The sequence below is a fragment of the Pseudomonas sp. S3E12 genome, assembly GCF_001702295.1.
Taxonomy (GTDB): domain Bacteria; phylum Pseudomonadota; class Gammaproteobacteria; order Pseudomonadales; family Pseudomonadaceae; genus Aquipseudomonas; species Aquipseudomonas marginalis.
This window is the reverse complement of record NZ_MBDT01000030.1, coordinates 53,951-72,383: the sequence shown is the minus strand read 5'-3', so window position 1 is coordinate 72,383 and position 18,433 is coordinate 53,951. Positions and strand designations below refer to the sequence as shown.

Below are 18,433 nucleotides of genomic sequence, written 5' to 3'. Positions count from 1 at the left end.
CCCACATTTGAACCGAGGCGATGAACTCAGTCCGTGCCGTACTTCGGGTTGCGCGGGCCGTACAGGATCCCGGCGCGTTGGCCCGGCGACAGCAGGCGTGCACTGGTGATGCCGGCAATCGGGTGCGCCGCATCGGTGGAGCTGTTGATCACTTGCTTGACCGCCGCGGTGATCAGCATGCCCACCAGGCCGCCGCTGTTGTTGTTGCCTTCCTCGCTGGACGCCCGCGCCGAACCGGTCCACAGGGTGGTGCCGGTGCGCAGGTCCACCAGTTTGGCCGAGGCTGTCACGGCGGTGTCGCTGGAGATCAGCATGTACTTGGTGCCGTACTCGCTGACGGTGATGTACAGCGCCGCGTCCGCGCCGAAGATGTCATGCAGCTTGGCCGGTGGCACGCCCTGGATATCGTTGGCGGTGGTCAGGCCGTTCTGGCGGAAGGTTTCGTCCACCAGGGCAATCGGCAGCACGTAGTAGCCGGCTTCGGCCAGCGGGTAGGTCACTTGCGAGACCAGGCTGTACGAGGCCTGCACTTCCGGCGACTCGTTGATCGGCGGCAGTACCAGGATCGACTTGGGCCGCGCCTGCTTGTACGCGGTGTAGTCAATGGTCTTGGGCGCTGCGCAACCGCCGAGCAAAGCCAGGGCCAGCAAGGCGCCGGTGAGTTTCAACAGGCTCATTTGGTGGCCACTCCGGTCTTGGCGTTTTTCAACAGGAAGTCCATGTACGAAGCAGACTCTGGGAACAGCGCCTTCTCGGTGCGGAATTCCTGCACCATCTGGTCATCCTTGCCCATGCTCAGGTACAGCATGCCCAGGTGCGCGTGGTAACCCGGCGGCGCCTTGCGGCCGCTGGCGTTGATCTTTTGCAGATCACGCTCCAGCGCCTCGACCTGCGCTTCCTTGGGCTCGCCCTTGAAGTACTCGTAAACCTGCGGCTGGTAGCTTTCCCATTGATACAGGGGCTGGGGCGCCGTGTGGCACCCGGCGACCGCCGCGATTGCTGTCAGCATCAGCGCCAACTTCACTGCCTTGCTCATCCGTGTACTGCTCCTTGAGGTGCTGTTGATCAGTTGCGCGGGTTCCAGGCGCCGGCGTTGATGCCGTCGACCAGGCGGTTGATGGCTTCGCGCATGGCCAGGTCGAGGACCTTGCCATTGAGGGTGGAGTCGTAGCTGGCGGTGCCGCCGAAGCCGACCACTTCACGGTTGGACAGCGCGTACTCACCGGCGCCCTGGGTGGAATACACCACTTCGGAGGTGCTGATGTTGACGATGTTCAGTGCGACCTTGGCGTAGGCCACTTGGGTCTTGCCACGGCCGAGGATGCCGAACAGCTGGCGGTCGCCGGTCTCTTTGCGGCCGAACTCGGTCACGTCGCCGGTCACGACGTAGTCTGCGCCCTTGAGCTTCTGCGCGGTGCCCTTGATCGCGGCTTCCTGGGAGATTTCGCCCATGTTGTCGCGGTCCAGCACGCTGAAGCGGTTGGTCTGCTGCAGGTGGGTAATCAGGATGGTCTTGGCCTGGCCACCGAGGCGGTCGACGCCGTCGGAGAAGATGCCTCGCATGTAGCTGGAGCGGTTGTCGAACTTGCCCACGGCGATGGGCACGCGCACGCCGGAATAGGCCACGTTGGCGCTGGCGACTTGTTCCACCGGCATGGCGCGGTTGCTCTCCGTGGCGCAACCGGCCACGGTCAGCAGTGCTGCGGCGGTAAGGCCGGACAGCAGGATGTTGGACAGTGTTTTCAAGGAGTGCTCCTAAAATGGGGGAATCGGGTTATAGCAGCTGACGCTAGCAAGACGGAATATCGCGCAGGTCGTCGCGGGTGTAGTCGCTTAGCCCGCGAGTGAAATACCGCTCGACACTGGAAATGCCGCCAAGGCTCTTCCATTGCCGCGCCTGGCCTCGCCAGTTGCTGGGCTCCAGGCTGGGGCGATTCTGGGCGAAGTGCAGCACCTCGGCACCGAGCTGCTGGCGAGCTTTTTCATCCGACATGAGGTGCTTACTCTTGCCCTTCACCTCAACGTTGAAGGTGTCGAGCCAGTCAGTGGCAGCCTTGGGAATGGTGACCGGTGCCGGAGAGATGTAGTACTCCGGCTTGGAGGCGCAGCCCGACAGTAGGCAGACGCAGAGGAATACGGCAAACGCGCGCATGTCTGAATTCATCCCTGAAAAGTATCGTGCTTTAAACAATCGCGGCATTTTACGGAGTTGAGAGCGCTTCTCAAGGTGTTTCGTCGGTTGCCGTGCGGTGGCGCACATTCCCTCAAGTTATGCGGTTACGGGTCGAGACAGTAACTTGGCTTGCTCACTTATAGGGACATTGCGTGCTTAATACTCTGCTTCGGGCTACGGCCCTGATCGCTGCGCTGTCGATGACCGGCTGCGTTTCCTACACCGTTACCGGCCCCATCGCCGCCCCGCTCCACCCGGTCGCTGTCAGCAGCCCGCGCAGTGCGCAAATCGCCGACGTGACGGTGAGCGCCGCCGACGTCAACGAAGCCAACAAGGCCGCCATCAGCAGCTCCTTGACGGCCCAGATCACTCAGTACGTGCGCACCGGGGGTTACTTCAAGCAGGTCACCGAGTATCCGGTGCGCCTGGGCGAGCAGGACGTGACGCTCAGATTCAACATGACCGCCCTCAAGGGACATCGCGCGCCACACCCGGCGTACGTACCCGGCGCGCTGCTGACGCTGACCATCTGGATCTGGGTCAACGGCCCGATCTACGTGGACAGCTTCGAGGTGGCCGGCGACCTGGTGATCGTCGACCGCAACGGCAAGGAACTGGCCAAGGCCAAGGATTCGATCAAATTCGAACACAACGTCGGGCTTTACAGCGGCCAATACTGGGCACCGTCGATGGGCGGCCAACAGCTGACCAAACTGGTCGGGCAACTGCTCGACACCGCCACCGCCAACCTGGCCAAACCGTAATTTCAAGGAGTGATGCATGAAAGGATTGATCAAACACAGCCTGGTACTCGCCGCCGTCCTGCTGACTGGCTGCGTGTCTTACTCGCAGCACGAGTTGCCCGCCGTACAGACCTGGCCACCGACCGCCAACGCGCCGGCGCAAAAGCCCACGGCGTACGTGCACACCACCGCGCAGAACCACGTCAACGGCGGCCCTGGCAACGCTGCTGTCGGCGCCCCGGTGGCGCTGTGGGAAAAGGCCGTGGCCGATTCGTTTCGCCAGTCCAACCGTTTCTCGCGGGTGAGCACTGACAAGGTCGACTCGGATATCTACGTCGATGCCACGCTGCACAACAACGAACAGTTCAGCATGGCCTCGGCGATCATCACCGGCGCGACGTTCTTCATCATCCCGAGCACAGCGAAAAACACCTTCACCCTGGAGACAGTGTTCAAGGACAAGGATGGCAAGGAGCTGGGCCGCGTCAAAAAGAGCGAATCAGTGCGTACCTGGATGCACCTGGTACTGATCGTGGGCATCCCGTTCCAGGCAGACACGCGGGAAGTGGTCGAGGCGCTGACGCGCAGTACGCTGGATGAAGCGGTGCAGCGCAAGTTGCTGTAACCCCGCCCTCTGTAGGAGCGAGCTTGCTCGCGAAAAACCGGAGAACACCGCAGGCACTCAGCATGCCCGCGGTATCGCTGCCGGCCTCAGCTCACTTGATCAAGTCAGGTCGAGTGGTCTTGAGCATCGCTGCGCTCACCGCGCCCTGAACCGAGCAGGTGATCATACCATTGCTGGTCTTGGCCAGGTCACCGGGTGCGGGCTCGACCATCAAGATGCGTTCGGCCGTATCGGTGACCAGCTTGCCCGCGTTGTCATCGCCGCCTTCCGGCACCCAGGCTGATTGCTTGTGCGACCAGATCTGCGCACGCGCGTAGATACCGTTGGCTTTCTCCAACGCCGTACCCGGTACTTTACTCAGTTGTGCGTAAAGCGCGTCGGGCGCCTGCTCGGTGTAGAAACCCCAGTTGATGATGCGCGAACCCATCAGGTCCTGGTCTTCGGCGAAAAAGCCGGTCAAGGTCATACCGTCAAGCGTCAGTGGCGTGTCGAACATCCAGCGCTGGCCCATATCGGATTTTGTGCCGCCGCTGAGCATGATCTTGCCGTTCTCCAGCTTATGGGCAACACGCTCCTTGAGCCCTGGCTGGCTTACCACCGCCAGGGAGTTCTGGTCGCAGGCGAGAAAACTTTGCAGGGCAGGCGCCGCGGCGAAGCTGCTGGTGCAGGTCGCCAGCGCAGTGAGTGAGATAAACAGACGATGCAGTTTCATTGACAGCTTCCTTGGGTCCAAGTAATGGGTGGATGGGAGCGAGTTTGCTTCTGCAGTAACGGGATAAAACGGTTAACACGCATACAGGGCTTTGAGCATCATGCCGTTGGCATCAACTCACGGTGTTTATTGGATGCGATCAGTCGCAGGCTGAACGCCAACCCGTCCTGAGTTAAACCGGGCGGCCCGTCCAGGCCGCCCTGCTCAGGAATTGATAACAATCGTCTTGGCCAACATATCGCCCAAGCGACGACGCAGGCCGAACAGTACAAAAAGACCGTCCAACACACTGAACAGCAGCTTCGGAACATTGCGCAGGAACGACTGGAACAGCGTGCAGTTCGTGGGGTACGGGTAACCCACCACGGCCGTGCGGCACACCCGTTTGCCCAGGCTCTGGCCTTTGGGCAAGGCATCGCAAAACAGGTAGTACCCGAAGGCTGAAAACAGCAGCACATAGTGGAGGCCATCAAACAATGCCGGGCCTCCTGCAGAGCCCAGATAGAAATAGGCATAGTCCAGGTTTCGGTTCAAAAACAGCAGGGAAAGCACCACGGCCATATCGATGAAATAGCCGAGCAGGCGCTTGCCTGGGCTGGCGAGGTTCCAGGTACCGGCGGCCGATACTGATTCGCTCATACAATCATTTATCCAAAAGTCGAAGAGATGTCATCGAGGACGGCACACGTTGTACATGCCCGCTCGTGTCCATACGCGGTGGCTCTAACCTCACGGCGTTTGTGGCGGTTCTGAATGTGAACGGGCGCAGATTTGCTCCCACCCTTTCTCAATCGTGCCCGTGTACTTACCGCACGACGCGCCCTTTAGTTGAGCGTCCATAAAGTCCTGCTCCGGCCCGACCCACAGCAGGCCAACCAGATAGGCCACCCCCGCTGCAAGCACCAGCAACGCCGATGTCCGAGTCAGCATAAATCGCAGCATCGCGGCGGCGGTTCGAGACCGTTCAAACCCATACGCGAACAACAACCCGATGCCACCCCAGACGAAACCCGCCGCGGCCGTGCCCAACCAAGACGAATCACGATCGAGGTAGGCCCAGGCCAGGATGAACGCGATGGCGCTGACGCACATCAGCAGCAGGCACAGCCACTGGGCGATCCGACAGCCGGTACTCGAAAAGCTCATGGAAACGTCGTCCCGATACGCGCTCGTTCATTCGAGAACCAGATGCCGGTGACCTTGCCCACCACATCCTCAACCGCGACCTGCCCCATGAAGCGGCTGTCGTTGCTGACATCACGGTTGTCGCCCAACAGGTACACATGCCCCGGCGCTACCTGGAGTGGCGCCAACTCAAGGGAGTAGTCCTTTTTGACGCGCTCAGCCGGTGCGTGAAACAAACCCAGGTTCTCACCGTTGCGGATCACCTCGCCATGGACGATGGCCAGAGTGTCACCACCGATTCCCGCCACCCGTTTGACCGCCTCGGTGCCGTTCCAGCGATACACCACGATATCCCCCACTTTGGGCACGCCAGCCCGCAGGTCAGACATGATGTAGTCGCCAATCGACAACGTCGGCACCATCGACCCCGATGGAATGTAATAGTTTTTGAAGCCCAGCAACGGCACCCGAAAGACGTCGAGCGTCAGCACCAGGATCAGCACCACGCCGACGTAAAGAGCATGGAAGCGTTTACGCGGCACATTGGGCGGACCGCTGTAGCGACGGGCCAACACGGCGGACACGATGGCAGAGGTCAGTTTGACAATGATGACGAAAGCGAAGAATGCATACAGCCCAAGGGGCGTAGCGACCAACCCCAAGGCGCCCATCAGCGCGACCCCGCCGAGCAACAACGCTGCGACCCGGATACCCCACTGCGTGCGGCCTACATACACCAAACCCCAGCCGGGTATGAGGCAGGCCATCAGGAAGGCCTGGAGGGAGAATTTTGCGGGTTTCATTGATCGTCCTTAATAATGCAAATGCTGGCGCCGCGTATATTACTGCTGGGCTCGCCAATCCACATAACCTTTAATCACCGTTAACTGGCTAAGGATGAAGCTGGAAAAATCCTCATATAAAACTTCCGCATCATTCAATTCAGGATCAATTTCGACAATTGACCAATTATTCGCAGCATCGAATGCATAAAGGACACCGCTCCCGGTGCTGGCAAATACATACATATTACGATAAGCAACCACATCACATCCGGCGACAACTGAATACTTTGTTGGACCATCCTCGATGTAAAGTGCGCTATCCAGCTCACCAAATCCAAACTGTTCAAGGAATTCAAGATAGTCGAGTGGCACACCTACGCGGTCGAGAACCTCAACACCTCTCAAGACTAATTCACGGTTACTTATGCAGCTTCCATAATCACCTTCATACAATGCACTGGACACTATTTCTCTTATAAGAACGCCAACTTCCGACGCGCCTTTCATCGCCACTCCTTGCATCTGAACATTAACCCTTTTTAGATAGATAAACGTCTAACACGCCACCCGCTCCGACCTTATAGATATATTCGACTATGTATTCAACAGCCTGCTCACCTGCCTCGTTGACTGAGGCGGACATTCTTTCTTGCCGACCTGAAACCTTATAAGCCTGATGTGCAAAAAAGCCAATGACCAGAAGTATCAGAATCAAGCTGTCTTGCTCTAAGCTTTCCGTAATGAAATGATGCTCTCCCAAAGGACCATTTTGCATTTCATCCGAGTCTAAATAGTAGGCCAACTGCTCAGGGCTTAAACTTCTATCGGTTAACCATGACCAGCACAACTCAATAGCCTCACTACATTTAGTATAGGTAGCGGGAGCTGACGATAGATTATCTAAAGTTTGATCGAGAATCAAAAGAAAAATAGCCGCTCTTTTAACCCACATTTGCCCCTCTAAAACAGACAGACTTTCCGAGTAACTCATAGAACCCGATCCTTTTTAACTCAAACACAGAAAACAATTAAGCTCACTTCTATCAAACTACCTGACACTTCCACAAAATTGCGTAAGGCCCCTCATCATTCAACAACCCCAATGAGCGAAAATAATAGACCGCTAACGGACCTTCCAAACTCTTATGAACAAAAGCGCCATCAGACATCACACGATAAGAGGCATACTCTCGAATATTACCGGCAGTCTCCAACGCTCGCTTTATTTCAATATAGGTCGCCCCTGCCTCCTCTGGCATCAACTCAAAGGGCGGAGGGCAAACAGCCCCATCATCACTTTCGACGTCTCTGTAATAGGCTCGCTGAAATGCTGCGTCACTGGCCGCCCAGTAAAATGACAATACTTTCAGCTTATCCTGCCCATCCTCTTTAATCGCATCTGCCAAGCAGTACTGAGTGACCGAAATCTTGTACACTCCCTCATCGATGAGTAAAAGTCCTGCTTCGGGCACAGCAAGCGCATCACCCTTTTTAAGCTCGCGTAACAGTGCCCATTCAGTCATCACCAAACACTCCTGTTGCGATTTCCAATTATCTCGATGGGAACATACATGCGACGATTCGTCATACCGCCTCCGACACTCAGAGGAAAGAGGGACCTGACCCTGAGGAATTCCCACCGGATTGTCCCGCTCGAGATTGGCGGATATGGAGCTATTGGTGCGCGATGAAGTACACCGGCAAGCTCTGAGGCTAGAGTTGAAACACGTACTTCTTTTGCTCCTAGCCCCTCGCATCACCCAACCAAAAGTTTTTTTAATCGTTCTCCAGCAGTAGTTATCTCACTGGTGGACAGCGGTGTATAGCTAACAACAATCAGCACACCTCCGGCCAGTTCCGACGCCTCCTCAACGTGCCCCTTGAGACAGCTAATAATCTGTTGAGGACTTTTCCCAAATGCGCGAATGCACAATGCCTCATCAAAATAATTAACCGCATTTATACGAAAAACACCATCTCTCCCGTTAACATCTTTTTTTGTAGCATCGCATGCAGCTACTACTTCCGGCCAGTCGCGTCTAGTAACCGACCAATCATGCAGTGCAGCTCTATAGGCACCAAAAGCATGTACGTATGCAGGGAAAATCCTTTTCAACAAGTCGGAATAATCAACTTTAGCATTCGAAAACTCAACGAATAGAGAGTCATCAAATTGAGCATCATCTTCTAGATATTTCTCACTTCTAAGAGCATATGCAATTCGGCCTTTTATTCCCTTGGGAAGAAACTTATCTAAAGAAACAGCAACAACAAGCTCGCCTTCAATATCGGAAACTTCTACAGCACCGGCCAAGTCCCAGGGCTTGCCTAAGCAGGGCAACTTTTCCAGAAAATTTTGGTGCCGCTTTTCAATAGGCTCTGAAAATTTTGGCCTGTGACGAAATTCAAGCTTATGCGTAGTCATCAGGGTGCCCCTTCAGGCCTTCGAGTTTGCCTTCGACCACCAGCACTTGCAGGTGGCCGCTGGAAAGGTCCTGCTGCGGCAGGTAAGCACGGCTGGCGACGCGGCCCTGGGCAATGTAGCAATCGGTGATGACCTTGAGCAGTTCATTGAGCTGCGTAACGCCCAGGCATTGGCCGATATAGGGTTTAAGCAGGCGGTTACGGTCGGCAGCGGAGAGACTGTCGGCGCCCTTGAGTTCGATGTCCTGGATGGGGAAGCAGCGTGAGTCCGCAGGTTGTGCCGAGGCCTGTGGCTGATTGCTCTTGCCGGGCAGGCCCTGGAGCTCTTCCAGGCGCCGACGCTGCTCTTCGAGAAGCCGGTTCTGGCGGTCGCGGATAAGGTCCTGATCCCCCGGCGTAGGGGCGGCCAAGGCACTGTTGCCGCTCAAATAATCAAGCAGCAAAGTGCATAGCAAATACCGAGTCCGTGGCAATAAAAAAGACATGTTCGGTCCGTCGAAAATCAGGGGCCGCGAAACTAACATCGAACTAGCAGTAACCCAAGAAACAGAGTCAGTTGCATGTCCGCGCCAGCTATTCACGCAACACGTTGATTAATAACAATAAAAAATCATCAAAAAGATACACGACCTGAAACTGAAAATATTATTCCGACAGGCGGCAGCTGTTCTGATAGCGATTCGTCGGAGAACTTATAAGTTGCCATTACTTGGCCATCAAGTTCTTTCCGAGATAAGTTAGTACCGAAAAAAACAGATAAGTTCGCGGGAGTTTTGTGAATTGGATCCCAATAATCGGGATCGGCAGGGTAAGAGTCCCATGTGGGGGGCGGTGCGACGATTCGACTTGCTCCCGATAGGGGGGTGTCAGCCAAGTATTCATTAGCTGATCGACCGCAATCGGGGGCAAGCCCCCTCCCACATTGGATTGTGGTTTACACCACTAGCTGGCGTCTTTGTTCTGAGACGCGCCAGGCACGAGGGTCAAGCCTGGTTTTTCCACGTCGCGGGAGACGTGGGCTTTGACTTCCGACACGCCTCCGTCTTCGTCGTTGTGGATCACCAGCACACCAGGCCGGCGCAGTTGCTCCAGGTCGCCCTCGGCGAGGCTGAAGCTGTCGCTCAGGTTCTGGTCGGTGAGGGCCTTGGCCTCGGCGCGGCGTTGGGCGAACTTGCGCCCCTTGCGTTGCTGGTAGCGTGCCCAGGTGACCAGGATCACCGCGTTGAACAGTGCGATCCACAGGTAGATCTGCAAGGTATTGAGCGCCGCGAAAATCGGCGCCTCGATACGCGGGCCGCCGTGGGTTTCAAGCATCGAAGTGATCCCTCGCGCCAGCAGCCAGACCAGTCCGGCCCAGGCCATCAAGGTCAGGATCACGTCGATGATCCACATCACGGTACTTTGGCGAGTTCTGACCAGTTTCATGCTCACGCCTCCTCTTCAACAGGTTTGATACCGCGATCCGGGCTGACCCAGCGCGCGCGCTTCTGGTGCTGGTTGAACAGCACCTTGGGGAAACTGACCAGGGTGGTGAACAGGCTGACCAGCCAGAACACCATCGGGTACCACACGGTCCAGAACAGGGTTTTCCACAGGTCTTTCTCGTAGCGGCGGTCGATCAGGATGCTCACCGCGAACTGCACCAGGCACACCATCGCCAGCACCAGGCCGGTAAAGGCCGGCGGGACCAGGGAGTCCACCGTGATTGCCGGCGGCAGCACGATGAATTTGCCCAGGCCCCAGAAAATCACCGAGAGCAGGAAGGTGAAGGCCCAACCGGTGGACAGGCAGTATTCGAACAGCAGCGGCCACAGGTAGCGATGGCGCCATTGCCAGATGCCACGGATATTCTTGAACAGCACTTCGGCACCGCCCTGGGCCCAGCGCAGGCGCTGTTTCCACAGGCCGCCGACGGTCTCGGGCATCAGGATCCAGCACAGCGCGCGCGGCTCGTAGAAGATGCTCCAGTGATCGAGCTGCAGCTTCCAACTGACATCGATGTCCTCGGTGATCATGTCGGTGCTCCAGTAGTCGATGCGGTCCAGCGCCTTTTTACGGAACGCCACCACCACACCCGACACTGTGAAGATTCGCCCGAATACGCGCTGGGTGCGCTTGATCAAGCCGATGATCGAGGAGAACTCGCCCACCTGCACGCGGCCGATCAAGGTCGAGCGTGTGCGGATGCGTGGGTTGCCGGTGACGGCGCCCAGGCGCGGGTTGTCGAGCATCGGCGCGACCATGTAGGCCGCCGCGTTTTTATCCAGCAGCGCATCGCCGTCGATGCACACCAGGTATTCGCTGCGCGAGGCCACCGCACCCATGCGCAAGGCCACGGCCTTGCCCTGGTTCTGCGCCAGGTGCAGCACCCGCAGGCGCGGATGCTCCAGTGCCAGGGCATCGAGGACGGCGGCGGTGTTGTCCTTGGAGCCGTCGTTGACCGCGATCACTTCGATGTTCGGGTACAGCTGGCCCAGCGCCGCATGAATGGTGTCGGCGGCGTTATCGCCCTCGTTGTAGCAAGGGATGATGATCGAGATCAGCGGGTTGCCGGCCAGGGTCGGTGCCGGAGTGTCTTCCTCCCAGGGCCAGTGGCGCTCCCAATGCAGCCAGAAGTACAAGCCACCGGCGATCCACAGCGCCGACATGAACAGCGGGTAGAAAAACACGAAGTCCATCAGGAACTGCCCGGTGACCAGGAAGATCAGGCCCAGGGGCACGCCTAATACCAGTGCCAGCACGAATAACGCCAGGATTCTGTCGAACATGGTCAAGGATTCCATTGGTTGGAAAGGGCCGGACGCACAGTCTTCAGGTCCGGGGAATTTTCCAGGAAGTTGTCCGGGTAGTAGCCAAAACTCGTGACCCCCTGGCGCTTGAGCACACCCATCCATTCCGCCATCTGCACAGCGTCGATATCCGGCGCGGCCTTGGTGCGCCAGTCTTTGGCCTGCAGTTCGAATACCGTGCGTTCCATCGCGCCGGGACGCGCCTTGACCGTCGCCACCAGCTTCTCCAGCCAGGCATTGGAGGTCTTGTACTCCTGGCCTTCCATCAGCGGCATGGCCATCGGCGCGGTCCAGTCATAGGTCTGGAGGAAATCATCGAGGTTCTGGGCGAACCAGGCCTCGCTCGCCGGGTTGAGCATCGGCTCGGCGAAGATATTGCGCGCGGTCTGCACCTGCGGCCCACCGATGGCGTGGACCTTGGCGGTCAGCTCTTTGGTGAAGTCGATCAGGTAGCGGCTCTTGAAGCGCGTCCAGCGCTGCATCACCGCCGGGTCGGCGCGCAGGGCCTGGATGCTGCCCGGCAGGCCGTTGGCGGCATAGGCCTTGAGCGCGGCGGGGCTGGCGTCTTCGAAGTCCGAGAGCACTGCGTCGTCGTGGTACAGCACGCCGTCGATGGCATTGTTGCGCGCCAGGTCTTCATAGATCTCGCCAATGATCCTGCGCACCTGCGGGTCGAACGGCGACAGGCGTTTGTATTGGTCAGGGTCGGTGGCGACCTGGCCGGTTTGCGGGTCCCAGCGCGTCACGCGGGGCAGCTTGGGATCGAGGGCAAAACTCAACACCGGCATCCACGCATACACGGCGGCATGGGCACGGGTGTGCAACTGCCAGGAGACGCGGTTGAACAGGTCGGCACGCACCGGCAAGTGACGGTTGGGGAAGTACAGTTCGTGCACCAGGCCATCACCCTTGGGGTCGGCGAAGGCTTGCAGGAACACCGTACCGGCGCCCATGTCCACCACGCGCTGTACCAGTTGGTCGAGGTTGCGCGCCTGCTGGGCCGGGTCCGGGTCGTAGACGTTGTCCAGGTCCACATGCAGCACCCGCAGCGGTGCCGGGGTTTGCACGGCGACGATGCTGTTGGCGAAATGTTCGCCGTCCGGGTCGGAGGCCACCAGGAAGCGGGGGCTGTTCATCAGGTCACTGGAGCTGTCGAGGCCGTCTTCCAGGGTCAGGGCCATCTGGTAGCCCTGCTCGCTGACGATCGCCAGCGAGGTGCCCTTGGCGGCGCCGTACGGCCACACCCATACCCGTGGTTTCTTGCCGGTCACGGTTTGGATCTTGTTGGAGATCGCCGAGACATCCGCCCGCATCCGCGCCTGGAACTGGGCCTGGCTTTCATAGCGGCCCGTGGCCGGGTCATAGCGCAGCGAGGTCGCCGCCGGCTCGAGATTGCCCTGGGGGTTGGCGAGGATCCCGGTGTGGCTGGCATCGGTGTGCGCGGCGATTTCCACCAGGCCGGACTGGGACACTTCGCGGATCTGCTGCCAGGTGAGGAACTCGCCGCGCGGCCGTGGCGAGCCGGCGAAGTCCACCGGTTTGTTCATCGGCGTGTCGATCCAGTAGCCCACCGGCGCCAGCAAGGCCGGCCAGCGATAGGCGCGCAGGATCGGCATCACGCGGGTATAGAAACTCGAATAGCCGTCATCGAAGCTGAGCATGATGGCTTTGGGCGGCAACGCGGGGCCGCCACTGCGGGCAGCCAGGATCTGGTCAACGCTGACCGCCTGGTAGCCGTTCTCCCGCAGCCAGGCCAACTGTTCGATCAATCGCTCGGTGCGTACCGCCACCACGGCCTGGTCAGGGTCACGGTCCGACACGTCATGGTAGGCAATGCCCAGGAAATGGTTTTTCGGCCACGCCGTCTCGTTGGCCGGTGTCGGCCGCTCGGCGGGTGGAGTGAAAGGCGCGGGTTGCTGGGCGCAGGCACTGGCCAGCAATACGCCCAGAACCAACAAGCAACGGCTGAGGAAGGTCATGGTCAGGCTCTTTTAGAAACGGTAAGTGAGGTCGACGAGCAGACGCAGATCGCGTTCGCGATCCCCGTCATAAGGTCGGCTGATCAGGCTCAGGTTGGCGCCGGCGTCCAGCACGTCATTCCAGCGAAAGCGTTGGCCGTAGCCCACCAGACCGATGCCACCGGTGGAATAATCCCGCTGGCTATAGGTACCCGCACCGACCTGGAACTGCTGACTCCACTGGGTCTCGTAGCGGTGATAGAGCACATGGTTGATGTTGAGGACGGGCAGCACGGTGAAATCCGACTTCGGGTTGAAGTACACCGTGTCTTCCTTGCTGTTGCGGCTGGCGCCGACTTCCAGGCCCAGGTCCACTTGCACCTTCGGTGAGCTGTAGAGGCCTTCGCGGCCGCTGAGCAAGGCTTCGAAGCGGTCGTTGCCATCACTGAAATGGGAGGGGCTGAGGGTCAGTTTCCACTCGCGGCTTTCGTTGGCGCGCCAGCGGATAAAGCCGCTGCCACCGTTGGCCGTGACACCGTCATTCAACGCCCGCAGCGGCGTGGTGCTCAGGAGGTAGCCCAGGCTGCCGCCGTATTGCCAGTTGTCGTTGATGTCACGGGCAATCGACACCGCGGCGCCTTGTTTGGAGCCATCGCCGTAGGAGTGGTTGGACACCTCGGCTTCAATGGTCATGTCGCGGGTACGCCGCTCCACGCCCACGACCTGCCAGCGATGCTGGCCCGTGCCTTCGCTGAAATCGGCCTTGGCGTACCCGGCGCCGGCGAATACACGCCAGTCTTCGTCGATGGGCGGCGTGTAGATCCGACTCTCAATGCCCCAATCGCGGCTACCCGCGACGGCACCCGCGTCACTGTCATTGCCGCCGCCAAAGCTTTTGCCGGTGTACGCCTCGACGCGCAGTTCGGCCATGTCATGCACGTCGCGCAGGCGGCTCAAGCGCTGCACCTGGCGATTGTCCGGGTTGCGGGCGAGCACATCATCGGTGAGCACGTCGAGCTGGCGCCACTCCTGCAGGTCCATGGCGGTGTAGGCCTGGCTCACTTCCAGGCCGATATCCCGTGGGGCCTGGGCTTCGGTTTCCTTCAGAATGCCTTCGGCACGCCGTGGCAGTTCGCGGGCGCGGTACATGTCAGCCTGGGCCAGGCGCAGGCCAACGTTGCCCGGGGCTTTCGCCACCAGCGCTTCGAGGCCGGCTTCGCTGCCCGGCAGGTCGCCGCCGTAGACGCCGGCCTGGGCCGACAGTTGCTGGGCGTCCATCCACGCATCGTTGGGGTTGCCGATGGGCAAGCCCTTGAGCTCGACCCGCGGGTTCTGGCTGTTGGCGAGGCTCTTGGCGACCTCGTTGGCGTCCTCGGCTTTATCGCTTTCCTGCAAGGCGTAGAACAGCGCAGTGGTGTCTTCGACCCGATCATCGGGCTCGGCGTCGGGGGCGCTCAGGGCCTGGCGATACAGCGGCTCGGCTTTTTCCGGCTGGCGCTGGTCCAGGTAGGCCGCAGCCACCCAACGCACGGCGTAGGTCGGCAGTTGCACGCCTTCGGCCTTAAGCGTCTCGTATTCGCGGATCACCTCGGCGGTACGCGCCCGCGCCTTGAGTGCACCGAGGCGGTCGATGCGCCAGCGCACCACATCGTCATGGGCGCTGGCGTCCGGGGTCCAGCGGGCGAGCAGTTTGTCGTAATCCGCCAGGGCGCGGTCGGCAATCACGTAGCGTTCTTTTTCGCTGCGTGTGGCGAACTCGGCCATGCGCACACGCTCGGCAGCGAGGTCGCCTTCCAGGCGGCGCTGGGTCACCGGGTCCAGCAGGCCAGGACGCTGGGCCGACAGGCGCAACGCGGCTTCCGGCAGGCGGGCCTTTTGCAGGGCGACGATGTATTCGCGGGCGACGTCAGGCTTGTCGCCGGCGCGGATAAACGCCTGGTCGAACTCGAACAGCGCGTCGTAGTTCAAGCCGGCGCGGGTCAGTGCATAGCCCAGGGCCATGCGACGGTTGGGGTCATCGGGCTTGGCGGCGACCAATGCGCGGGTACGTTGTACCGCTTCGTCCGCCTTGCCGCCGTCGGCCTGGGTCAGGGCCAGGCCCAGTTGCAGGTCAACGTTATTCGGCTCACGCAGCAACGCCTGGCGATAGACGGCCTCAGCCTGGGCCCATTGCTTCTGGTTGCGATAGGTCCGCGCGACGGTGGCGAGCGCCTGGGTGCTGAGGTTGCGATGTTTACCCTGGGCCTCGTACACCTTCAGCACTTCGGCGTCCTGGCCGGCCCAGCCGGCGATCACCACATGATCGCTGACCTGGCCTGGCGTCTGGCGCTCGGCGGACAGTTGGCGCAATTGAGTCAGGGCCGGGGTGAAGTTGCCGTTGCGCGCCTGAATGATCAGCGCGTCATAGGCCGGATCGGCCATGGCGAAGGCGGGGATCAGTAATTGGCTGCATAAGGCGGCCCCGACGAGCAGTCGCAACCGGCCTGATGCACTGAGTGGTGGGTTTCGCAACATATCGTGAGCTTCCTTACACACGGAAAGCTGTAACGATAGGTGGTCCTGAGCGAATTGCCGCAGGGTGCCGGCGTCCAATGACCCGGCCTAGCTTTCCTGTGTGAACTATCTCTCAGGAAAGTAGGGAAAAGACCAATCCGGAACAATTGTTCAGAATTGCGCGGCCCGCCTGAAATGTGAATGTGGGAGCGGACTTGCCTGCGATAACGGGGTGCCAGTCAGTACGTGCGTCGACTGTTTGACCCTTATCGCGGGCACTTGCGCTCCCACATTATTTATTTCCGGGCGATGGCGAACGCTTTACTGGGCGCCGCTGACCGCGCCGAACTTGGCCATCACAAACCCAATGAACTGCTCGACGGTCATCTTCTGACCGTTGAAGGTCACTTCATTGTTGGCGTAGTGCAACTTGGACACCACATCGCTGCCGACCAGGGTCGCCAACTGAGTACCGACCGCCATGCCGCTGACCATCTCGGCGGCCATCTGGGACTGCTGCTCGATGGCTTTCGGGTCGGTCACGCCACCGAGTTGCGCCTGCAGGGCAGCCACGTCACCGATCATCGGCTTGGACAGGGTCAGGTTGGCATCCAGCAATGCAATCATCTGCTTGCCCAGTTCAACCGGCGGCAACTCCATGGAGGCCGGCTTGGCCAGGTCCACCAGCAGGTTGAACTTGCTTTCGCCATGGGTGGTTTTCAGCGACAGGTTTTCCACGGCGATCTGCGGCTTGGCGGCCAATACCTGGTTGACGTTAGCTTCAGCCAGGGCCTGCTCGGCTTCGGTCAGTTGCAGCTCAGGCGTGGGCTGGCCCGCTGCGGCAGCGGCTTGCACCGGCTGCATCTTGTCCTGGTACAGCTTGGTCAACACCAGCATGGCCGGGATGTCGACGTTCTTCATGCTCAGGGCCATGGCCGCCGAACCCACGGGTTTGCCCTGGTAACCGATCTCGTCGATCTTGTAGTCGACACGGCCGGCCAGGTTGTTGTCCTTGGTTTCGCTGGAGTCTTTCTGCTCGAAGCCTTTGACCGTCAGCACGGATTTCTGCGGGCCGAAGGTGAATGTGCTGTCGGTCAGCTCAACGGTGTTTTGCCCGGTGTAGAAGCCAAAGGTGGATTTTTCCAGGTTGCTGGCGATGGTCAGGCCAGCCAGTTCGGCCTCGAAGGCGTCGCCCTTGGCATCGACCGCTGCGATCTTGAGGCTGTTCATGAAGCCGTCGGCCTTGACCTTCTGGCCTTCGGCGGTGCCGTCGAAATTCAGGTTGGCGCCGGAGAAGTTCACCGAAGACGTGTCGTCCTTGAACGTCAAGGGCAGCAATTCGATGTTGCCGTTGACCGAGCGGCTGTAGCCGATATTGGCCACGCCCTTGAGCGGCGACACGTCTTTGGCGGCGGCGAACCACTTCTCGGTGGTGGGGTTCTTTTCCAGTTCGTAGTGACTGGTGGCCATGACCGGCAGCCATTTGAGCGTCACCAGGCGCGAGAACGGCAGCGGGCCGTGTTCGATATGGTCGACGAAGAGCAATTCCGGATTAGGGTTTTCTTCGCCGAACACCGAGCCTTGGCCCTTCAGGCGGTAGTGCGCGGTGCTGCTGAACACGCCACGCTCCAGGGACACCAGCTCCAGGGCCACGGTGCCATCGACGCCGGCCATGGAGGTCTGCAGTTCCTTGTTGGCGTTCTGGATCGCGGTTTGCAGCACCGGTTCCAGTTGTTTACCGGTGTACCAGGCGCCGCCTGCACTGACGACGCCTACGGCGACAACTAAACCCAAAAGAACGACTGCTGGCTTATTCATGAAGTGACCTGATCAAATCCTGTGAGAAGTGGGCTGTCTTCCTTGAACCCCGTAAGGGTTGGCTCAAGCCCGCCGAAAACGGGGGAAGATTAGCACTGGCGGCCGCAAACGGCCCAGCTTTCTCAGAGGGGTCAGGCGTGCAGTTGGTTCACGAATACTCCAACTCGATCTCGTCGAGCTGGTGGTCAAAACTCTTCAGGCGCGCCGTCCAGGTGTACACCAGCACCTCAAACTCGCGGTGTATCACCGCATTGCCGGGCGTGTCGGACTTGGGGTCGCAGAAGTCCAGCTGGTAGCGCTCCCGGGCCATCTGCGTGGCGACGTCGGACAATTCCCGCGCGTTATTCAGCCAATGCCGGCCATCGGCGACCTGCCGATCGAGGGCCACGCACTGTTTTTTCAGGACTTCGAGGCTTTTTTCCAGGGGCGTGCCGGTAAGGTCGCCCATGACTTCCTGGAAGGTGCGCCCCGGCTGCCAATAGCTGCCCCAGAAATAGCGGTCGAACACGGTTTCGACCCGACGCAGGGCGACCTTGGTGTCCCAGATCGCGACGCGGGTCTTGCCTTGTTCGAGGAGTTTTTTCTTCACGCGCTGGTTCTGGTAGGACGCCCAGGCCACCACGCCGATGGACAGGGAGCCGATCACCAGGCAGGCGCTGTCGAGGAACACCATGGCCTTGTCGAGTTGATGGGCGAGCATGACGCCGTAGAAATACGCGGCCGATAACAACACCAGTGCGAAGAGCACGCACCAGAAAGCGGGAGCATAAGGGTTTTTCATTATTGGA

The 18,433-nt window shown here is 59.6% G+C and carries 20 protein-coding genes and 1 pseudogene; 2 read left to right on the top strand and 19 right to left on the bottom strand.

Annotated elements, in window-relative coordinates; all coding sequences use genetic code 11:
* Positions 1-26: 26 nt before the first annotated feature.
* From BB029_RS23880 to BB029_RS23865, 4 genes are read right to left on the bottom strand one after another with little or no spacing between them, the layout of a single operon-like run.
* Entirely contained in the window at positions 27-677 is a 651-nt protein-coding gene (locus BB029_RS23880) for a DUF799 domain-containing protein (protein WP_027608085.1), read from the bottom strand.
* Positions 674-1,036: a DUF4810 domain-containing protein gene (locus tag BB029_RS23875; RefSeq protein ID WP_027608086.1), complete on the bottom strand. Its 363-nt coding sequence runs from the start codon at positions 1,034-1,036 to the stop codon at positions 674-676. The genes BB029_RS23880 and BB029_RS23875 overlap by 4 nt, the downstream gene beginning before the upstream one ends.
* 29 nt (positions 1,037-1,065) lie before the next feature.
* Positions 1,066-1,746, bottom strand: a complete 681-nt coding sequence (locus BB029_RS23870) for a CsgG/HfaB family protein (RefSeq protein ID WP_065941034.1) — start codon at positions 1,744-1,746, stop codon at positions 1,066-1,068.
* Between the two features lie 43 nt (positions 1,747-1,789).
* A complete protein-coding gene (locus BB029_RS23865; RefSeq protein WP_065941033.1) occupies positions 1,790-2,152 on the bottom strand; it encodes a hypothetical protein in 363 nt (120 codons plus the stop codon).
* Between the two features lie 173 nt (positions 2,153-2,325).
* On the opposite strand from BB029_RS23865, the gene BB029_RS23860 reads away from it, so the two are divergent.
* Positions 2,326-2,937, top strand: coding sequence for a hypothetical protein (locus tag BB029_RS23860; RefSeq protein WP_083236476.1), 612 nt, complete (start codon positions 2,326-2,328; stop codon positions 2,935-2,937).
* A gap of 16 nt (positions 2,938-2,953) precedes the next feature.
* Positions 2,954-3,541: a hypothetical protein gene (locus tag BB029_RS23855; RefSeq protein WP_065941031.1), complete on the top strand. Its 588-nt coding sequence runs from the start codon at positions 2,954-2,956 to the stop codon at positions 3,539-3,541.
* A 91-nt stretch (positions 3,542-3,632) separates the two neighbouring features.
* Here BB029_RS23855 and BB029_RS23850 read toward each other — a convergent pair whose 3' ends face one another.
* The 15 genes and pseudogenes from BB029_RS23850 to BB029_RS23785 form a co-directional block, all read right to left on the bottom strand.
* Positions 3,633-4,253 carry a hypothetical protein gene (locus tag BB029_RS23850; protein ID WP_065941030.1) on the bottom strand — a complete coding sequence of 207 codons (621 nt, stop codon included), beginning with the start codon at positions 4,251-4,253 and terminating at the stop codon, positions 3,633-3,635.
* A 204-nt stretch (positions 4,254-4,457) separates the two neighbouring features.
* Entirely contained in the window at positions 4,458-4,892 is a 435-nt protein-coding gene (locus BB029_RS23845; RefSeq protein WP_065941029.1) for an RDD family protein, read from the bottom strand.
* Positions 4,893-4,982: 90 nt separating this feature from the next.
* Positions 4,983-5,399, bottom strand: a complete 417-nt coding sequence (locus BB029_RS23840; protein ID WP_065941028.1) for a hypothetical protein — start codon at positions 5,397-5,399, stop codon at positions 4,983-4,985.
* Positions 5,396-6,181 carry a signal peptidase I gene (lepB, locus tag BB029_RS23835; RefSeq protein ID WP_065941027.1) on the bottom strand — a complete coding sequence of 262 codons (786 nt, stop codon included), beginning with the start codon at positions 6,179-6,181 and terminating at the stop codon, positions 5,396-5,398. The genes BB029_RS23840 and lepB overlap by 4 nt, the downstream gene beginning before the upstream one ends.
* 39 nt (positions 6,182-6,220) lie before the next feature.
* Positions 6,221-6,670 carry an SMI1/KNR4 family protein gene (locus BB029_RS23830; protein ID WP_065941026.1) on the bottom strand — a complete coding sequence of 150 codons (450 nt, stop codon included), beginning with the start codon at positions 6,668-6,670 and terminating at the stop codon, positions 6,221-6,223.
* Between the two features lie 22 nt (positions 6,671-6,692).
* Complete coding sequence (locus BB029_RS23825; protein ID WP_065941025.1) at positions 6,693-7,154, bottom strand: Imm6 family immunity protein; 462 nt, start codon at positions 7,152-7,154, stop codon at positions 6,693-6,695.
* 52 nt (positions 7,155-7,206) lie between these two features.
* Positions 7,207-7,686 carry a hypothetical protein gene (locus BB029_RS23820; protein WP_065941024.1) on the bottom strand — a complete coding sequence of 160 codons (480 nt, stop codon included), beginning with the start codon at positions 7,684-7,686 and terminating at the stop codon, positions 7,207-7,209.
* A 233-nt stretch (positions 7,687-7,919) separates the two neighbouring features.
* Positions 7,920-8,588 (bottom strand): hypothetical protein, encoded by a 669-nt coding sequence (locus tag BB029_RS32515; protein ID WP_083236475.1) that lies wholly within the window; start codon positions 8,586-8,588, stop codon positions 7,920-7,922.
* Between the two features lie 7 nt (positions 8,589-8,595).
* Positions 8,596-9,072, bottom strand: a pseudogene (locus tag BB029_RS23815) (POTRA domain-containing protein); the annotation flags it as partial.
* Positions 9,073-9,529: 457 nt separating this feature from the next.
* The gene (gene pgaD, locus BB029_RS23810; protein ID WP_065941022.1) at positions 9,530-10,012 is read right to left on the bottom strand and encodes a poly-beta-1,6-N-acetyl-D-glucosamine biosynthesis protein PgaD; all 483 of its coding nucleotides are present in this window, start codon (positions 10,010-10,012) and stop codon (positions 9,530-9,532) included.
* A 2-nt stretch (positions 10,013-10,014) separates the two neighbouring features.
* On the bottom strand, positions 10,015-11,355 hold the full coding sequence (gene pgaC / locus BB029_RS23805; protein ID WP_027608081.1) for a poly-beta-1,6-N-acetyl-D-glucosamine synthase: 1,341 nt from the start codon (positions 11,353-11,355) through the stop codon (positions 10,015-10,017).
* 2 nt (positions 11,356-11,357) lie between these two features.
* Positions 11,358-13,355 (bottom strand): poly-beta-1,6-N-acetyl-D-glucosamine N-deacetylase PgaB, encoded by a 1,998-nt coding sequence (gene pgaB / locus BB029_RS23800; protein WP_065941021.1) that lies wholly within the window; start codon positions 13,353-13,355, stop codon positions 11,358-11,360.
* Positions 13,356-13,367: 12 nt separating this feature from the next.
* On the bottom strand, positions 13,368-15,848 hold the full coding sequence (pgaA, locus tag BB029_RS23795) for a poly-beta-1,6 N-acetyl-D-glucosamine export porin PgaA (RefSeq protein WP_065941020.1): 2,481 nt from the start codon (positions 15,846-15,848) through the stop codon (positions 13,368-13,370).
* A gap of 300 nt (positions 15,849-16,148) precedes the next feature.
* Complete coding sequence (locus tag BB029_RS23790; RefSeq protein WP_065941019.1) at positions 16,149-17,645, bottom strand: YdgA family protein; 1,497 nt, start codon at positions 17,643-17,645, stop codon at positions 16,149-16,151.
* A 148-nt stretch (positions 17,646-17,793) separates the two neighbouring features.
* Positions 17,794-18,426 carry a hypothetical protein gene (locus tag BB029_RS23785; protein ID WP_027608077.1) on the bottom strand — a complete coding sequence of 211 codons (633 nt, stop codon included), beginning with the start codon at positions 18,424-18,426 and terminating at the stop codon, positions 17,794-17,796.
* Between the last annotated feature and the right edge of the window lie 7 nt (positions 18,427-18,433).

Excerpts from the sequence above, each read along its gene's own strand:
- pgaC (WP_027608081.1), bottom strand. The coding sequence starts at position 11,355 with ATGTTCGACAGAATCCTGGCGTTATTCGTGCTGGCACTGGTATTAGGC.
- pgaA (WP_065941020.1), bottom strand. The coding sequence starts at position 15,848 with ATGTTGCGAAACCCACCACTCAGTGCATCAGGCCGGTTGCGACTGCTC.
- BB029_RS23790 (WP_065941019.1), bottom strand. The coding sequence starts at position 17,645 with ATGAATAAGCCAGCAGTCGTTCTTTTGGGTTTAGTTGTCGCCGTAGGC.
- BB029_RS23840 (WP_065941028.1), bottom strand. The coding sequence starts at position 5,399 with ATGAGCTTTTCGAGTACCGGCTGTCGGATCGCCCAGTGGCTGTGCCTG.
- BB029_RS23825 (WP_065941025.1), bottom strand. The coding sequence starts at position 7,154 with ATGAGTTACTCGGAAAGTCTGTCTGTTTTAGAGGGGCAAATGTGGGTT.
- BB029_RS32515 (WP_083236475.1), bottom strand. The coding sequence starts at position 8,588 with ATGACTACGCATAAGCTTGAATTTCGTCACAGGCCAAAATTTTCAGAG.
- BB029_RS23850 (WP_065941030.1), bottom strand. The coding sequence starts at position 4,253 with ATGAAACTGCATCGTCTGTTTATCTCACTCACTGCGCTGGCGACCTGC.
- BB029_RS23880 (WP_027608085.1), bottom strand. The coding sequence starts at position 677 with ATGAGCCTGTTGAAACTCACCGGCGCCTTGCTGGCCCTGGCTTTGCTC.
- BB029_RS23865 (WP_065941033.1), bottom strand. The coding sequence starts at position 2,152 with ATGCGCGCGTTTGCCGTATTCCTCTGCGTCTGCCTACTGTCGGGCTGC.
- BB029_RS23875 (WP_027608086.1), bottom strand. The coding sequence starts at position 1,036 with ATGAGCAAGGCAGTGAAGTTGGCGCTGATGCTGACAGCAATCGCGGCG.
- BB029_RS23855 (WP_065941031.1), top strand. The coding sequence starts at position 2,954 with ATGAAAGGATTGATCAAACACAGCCTGGTACTCGCCGCCGTCCTGCTG.
- BB029_RS23845 (WP_065941029.1), bottom strand. The coding sequence starts at position 4,892 with ATGAGCGAATCAGTATCGGCCGCCGGTACCTGGAACCTCGCCAGCCCA.
- BB029_RS23820 (WP_065941024.1), bottom strand. The coding sequence starts at position 7,686 with ATGACTGAATGGGCACTGTTACGCGAGCTTAAAAAGGGTGATGCGCTT.
- pgaD (WP_065941022.1), bottom strand. The coding sequence starts at position 10,012 with ATGAAACTGGTCAGAACTCGCCAAAGTACCGTGATGTGGATCATCGAC.
- BB029_RS23830 (WP_065941026.1), bottom strand. The coding sequence starts at position 6,670 with ATGAAAGGCGCGTCGGAAGTTGGCGTTCTTATAAGAGAAATAGTGTCC.
- lepB (WP_065941027.1), bottom strand. The coding sequence starts at position 6,181 with ATGAAACCCGCAAAATTCTCCCTCCAGGCCTTCCTGATGGCCTGCCTC.
- pgaB (WP_065941021.1), bottom strand. The coding sequence starts at position 13,355 with ATGACCTTCCTCAGCCGTTGCTTGTTGGTTCTGGGCGTATTGCTGGCC.
- BB029_RS23785 (WP_027608077.1), bottom strand. The coding sequence starts at position 18,426 with ATGAAAAACCCTTATGCTCCCGCTTTCTGGTGCGTGCTCTTCGCACTG.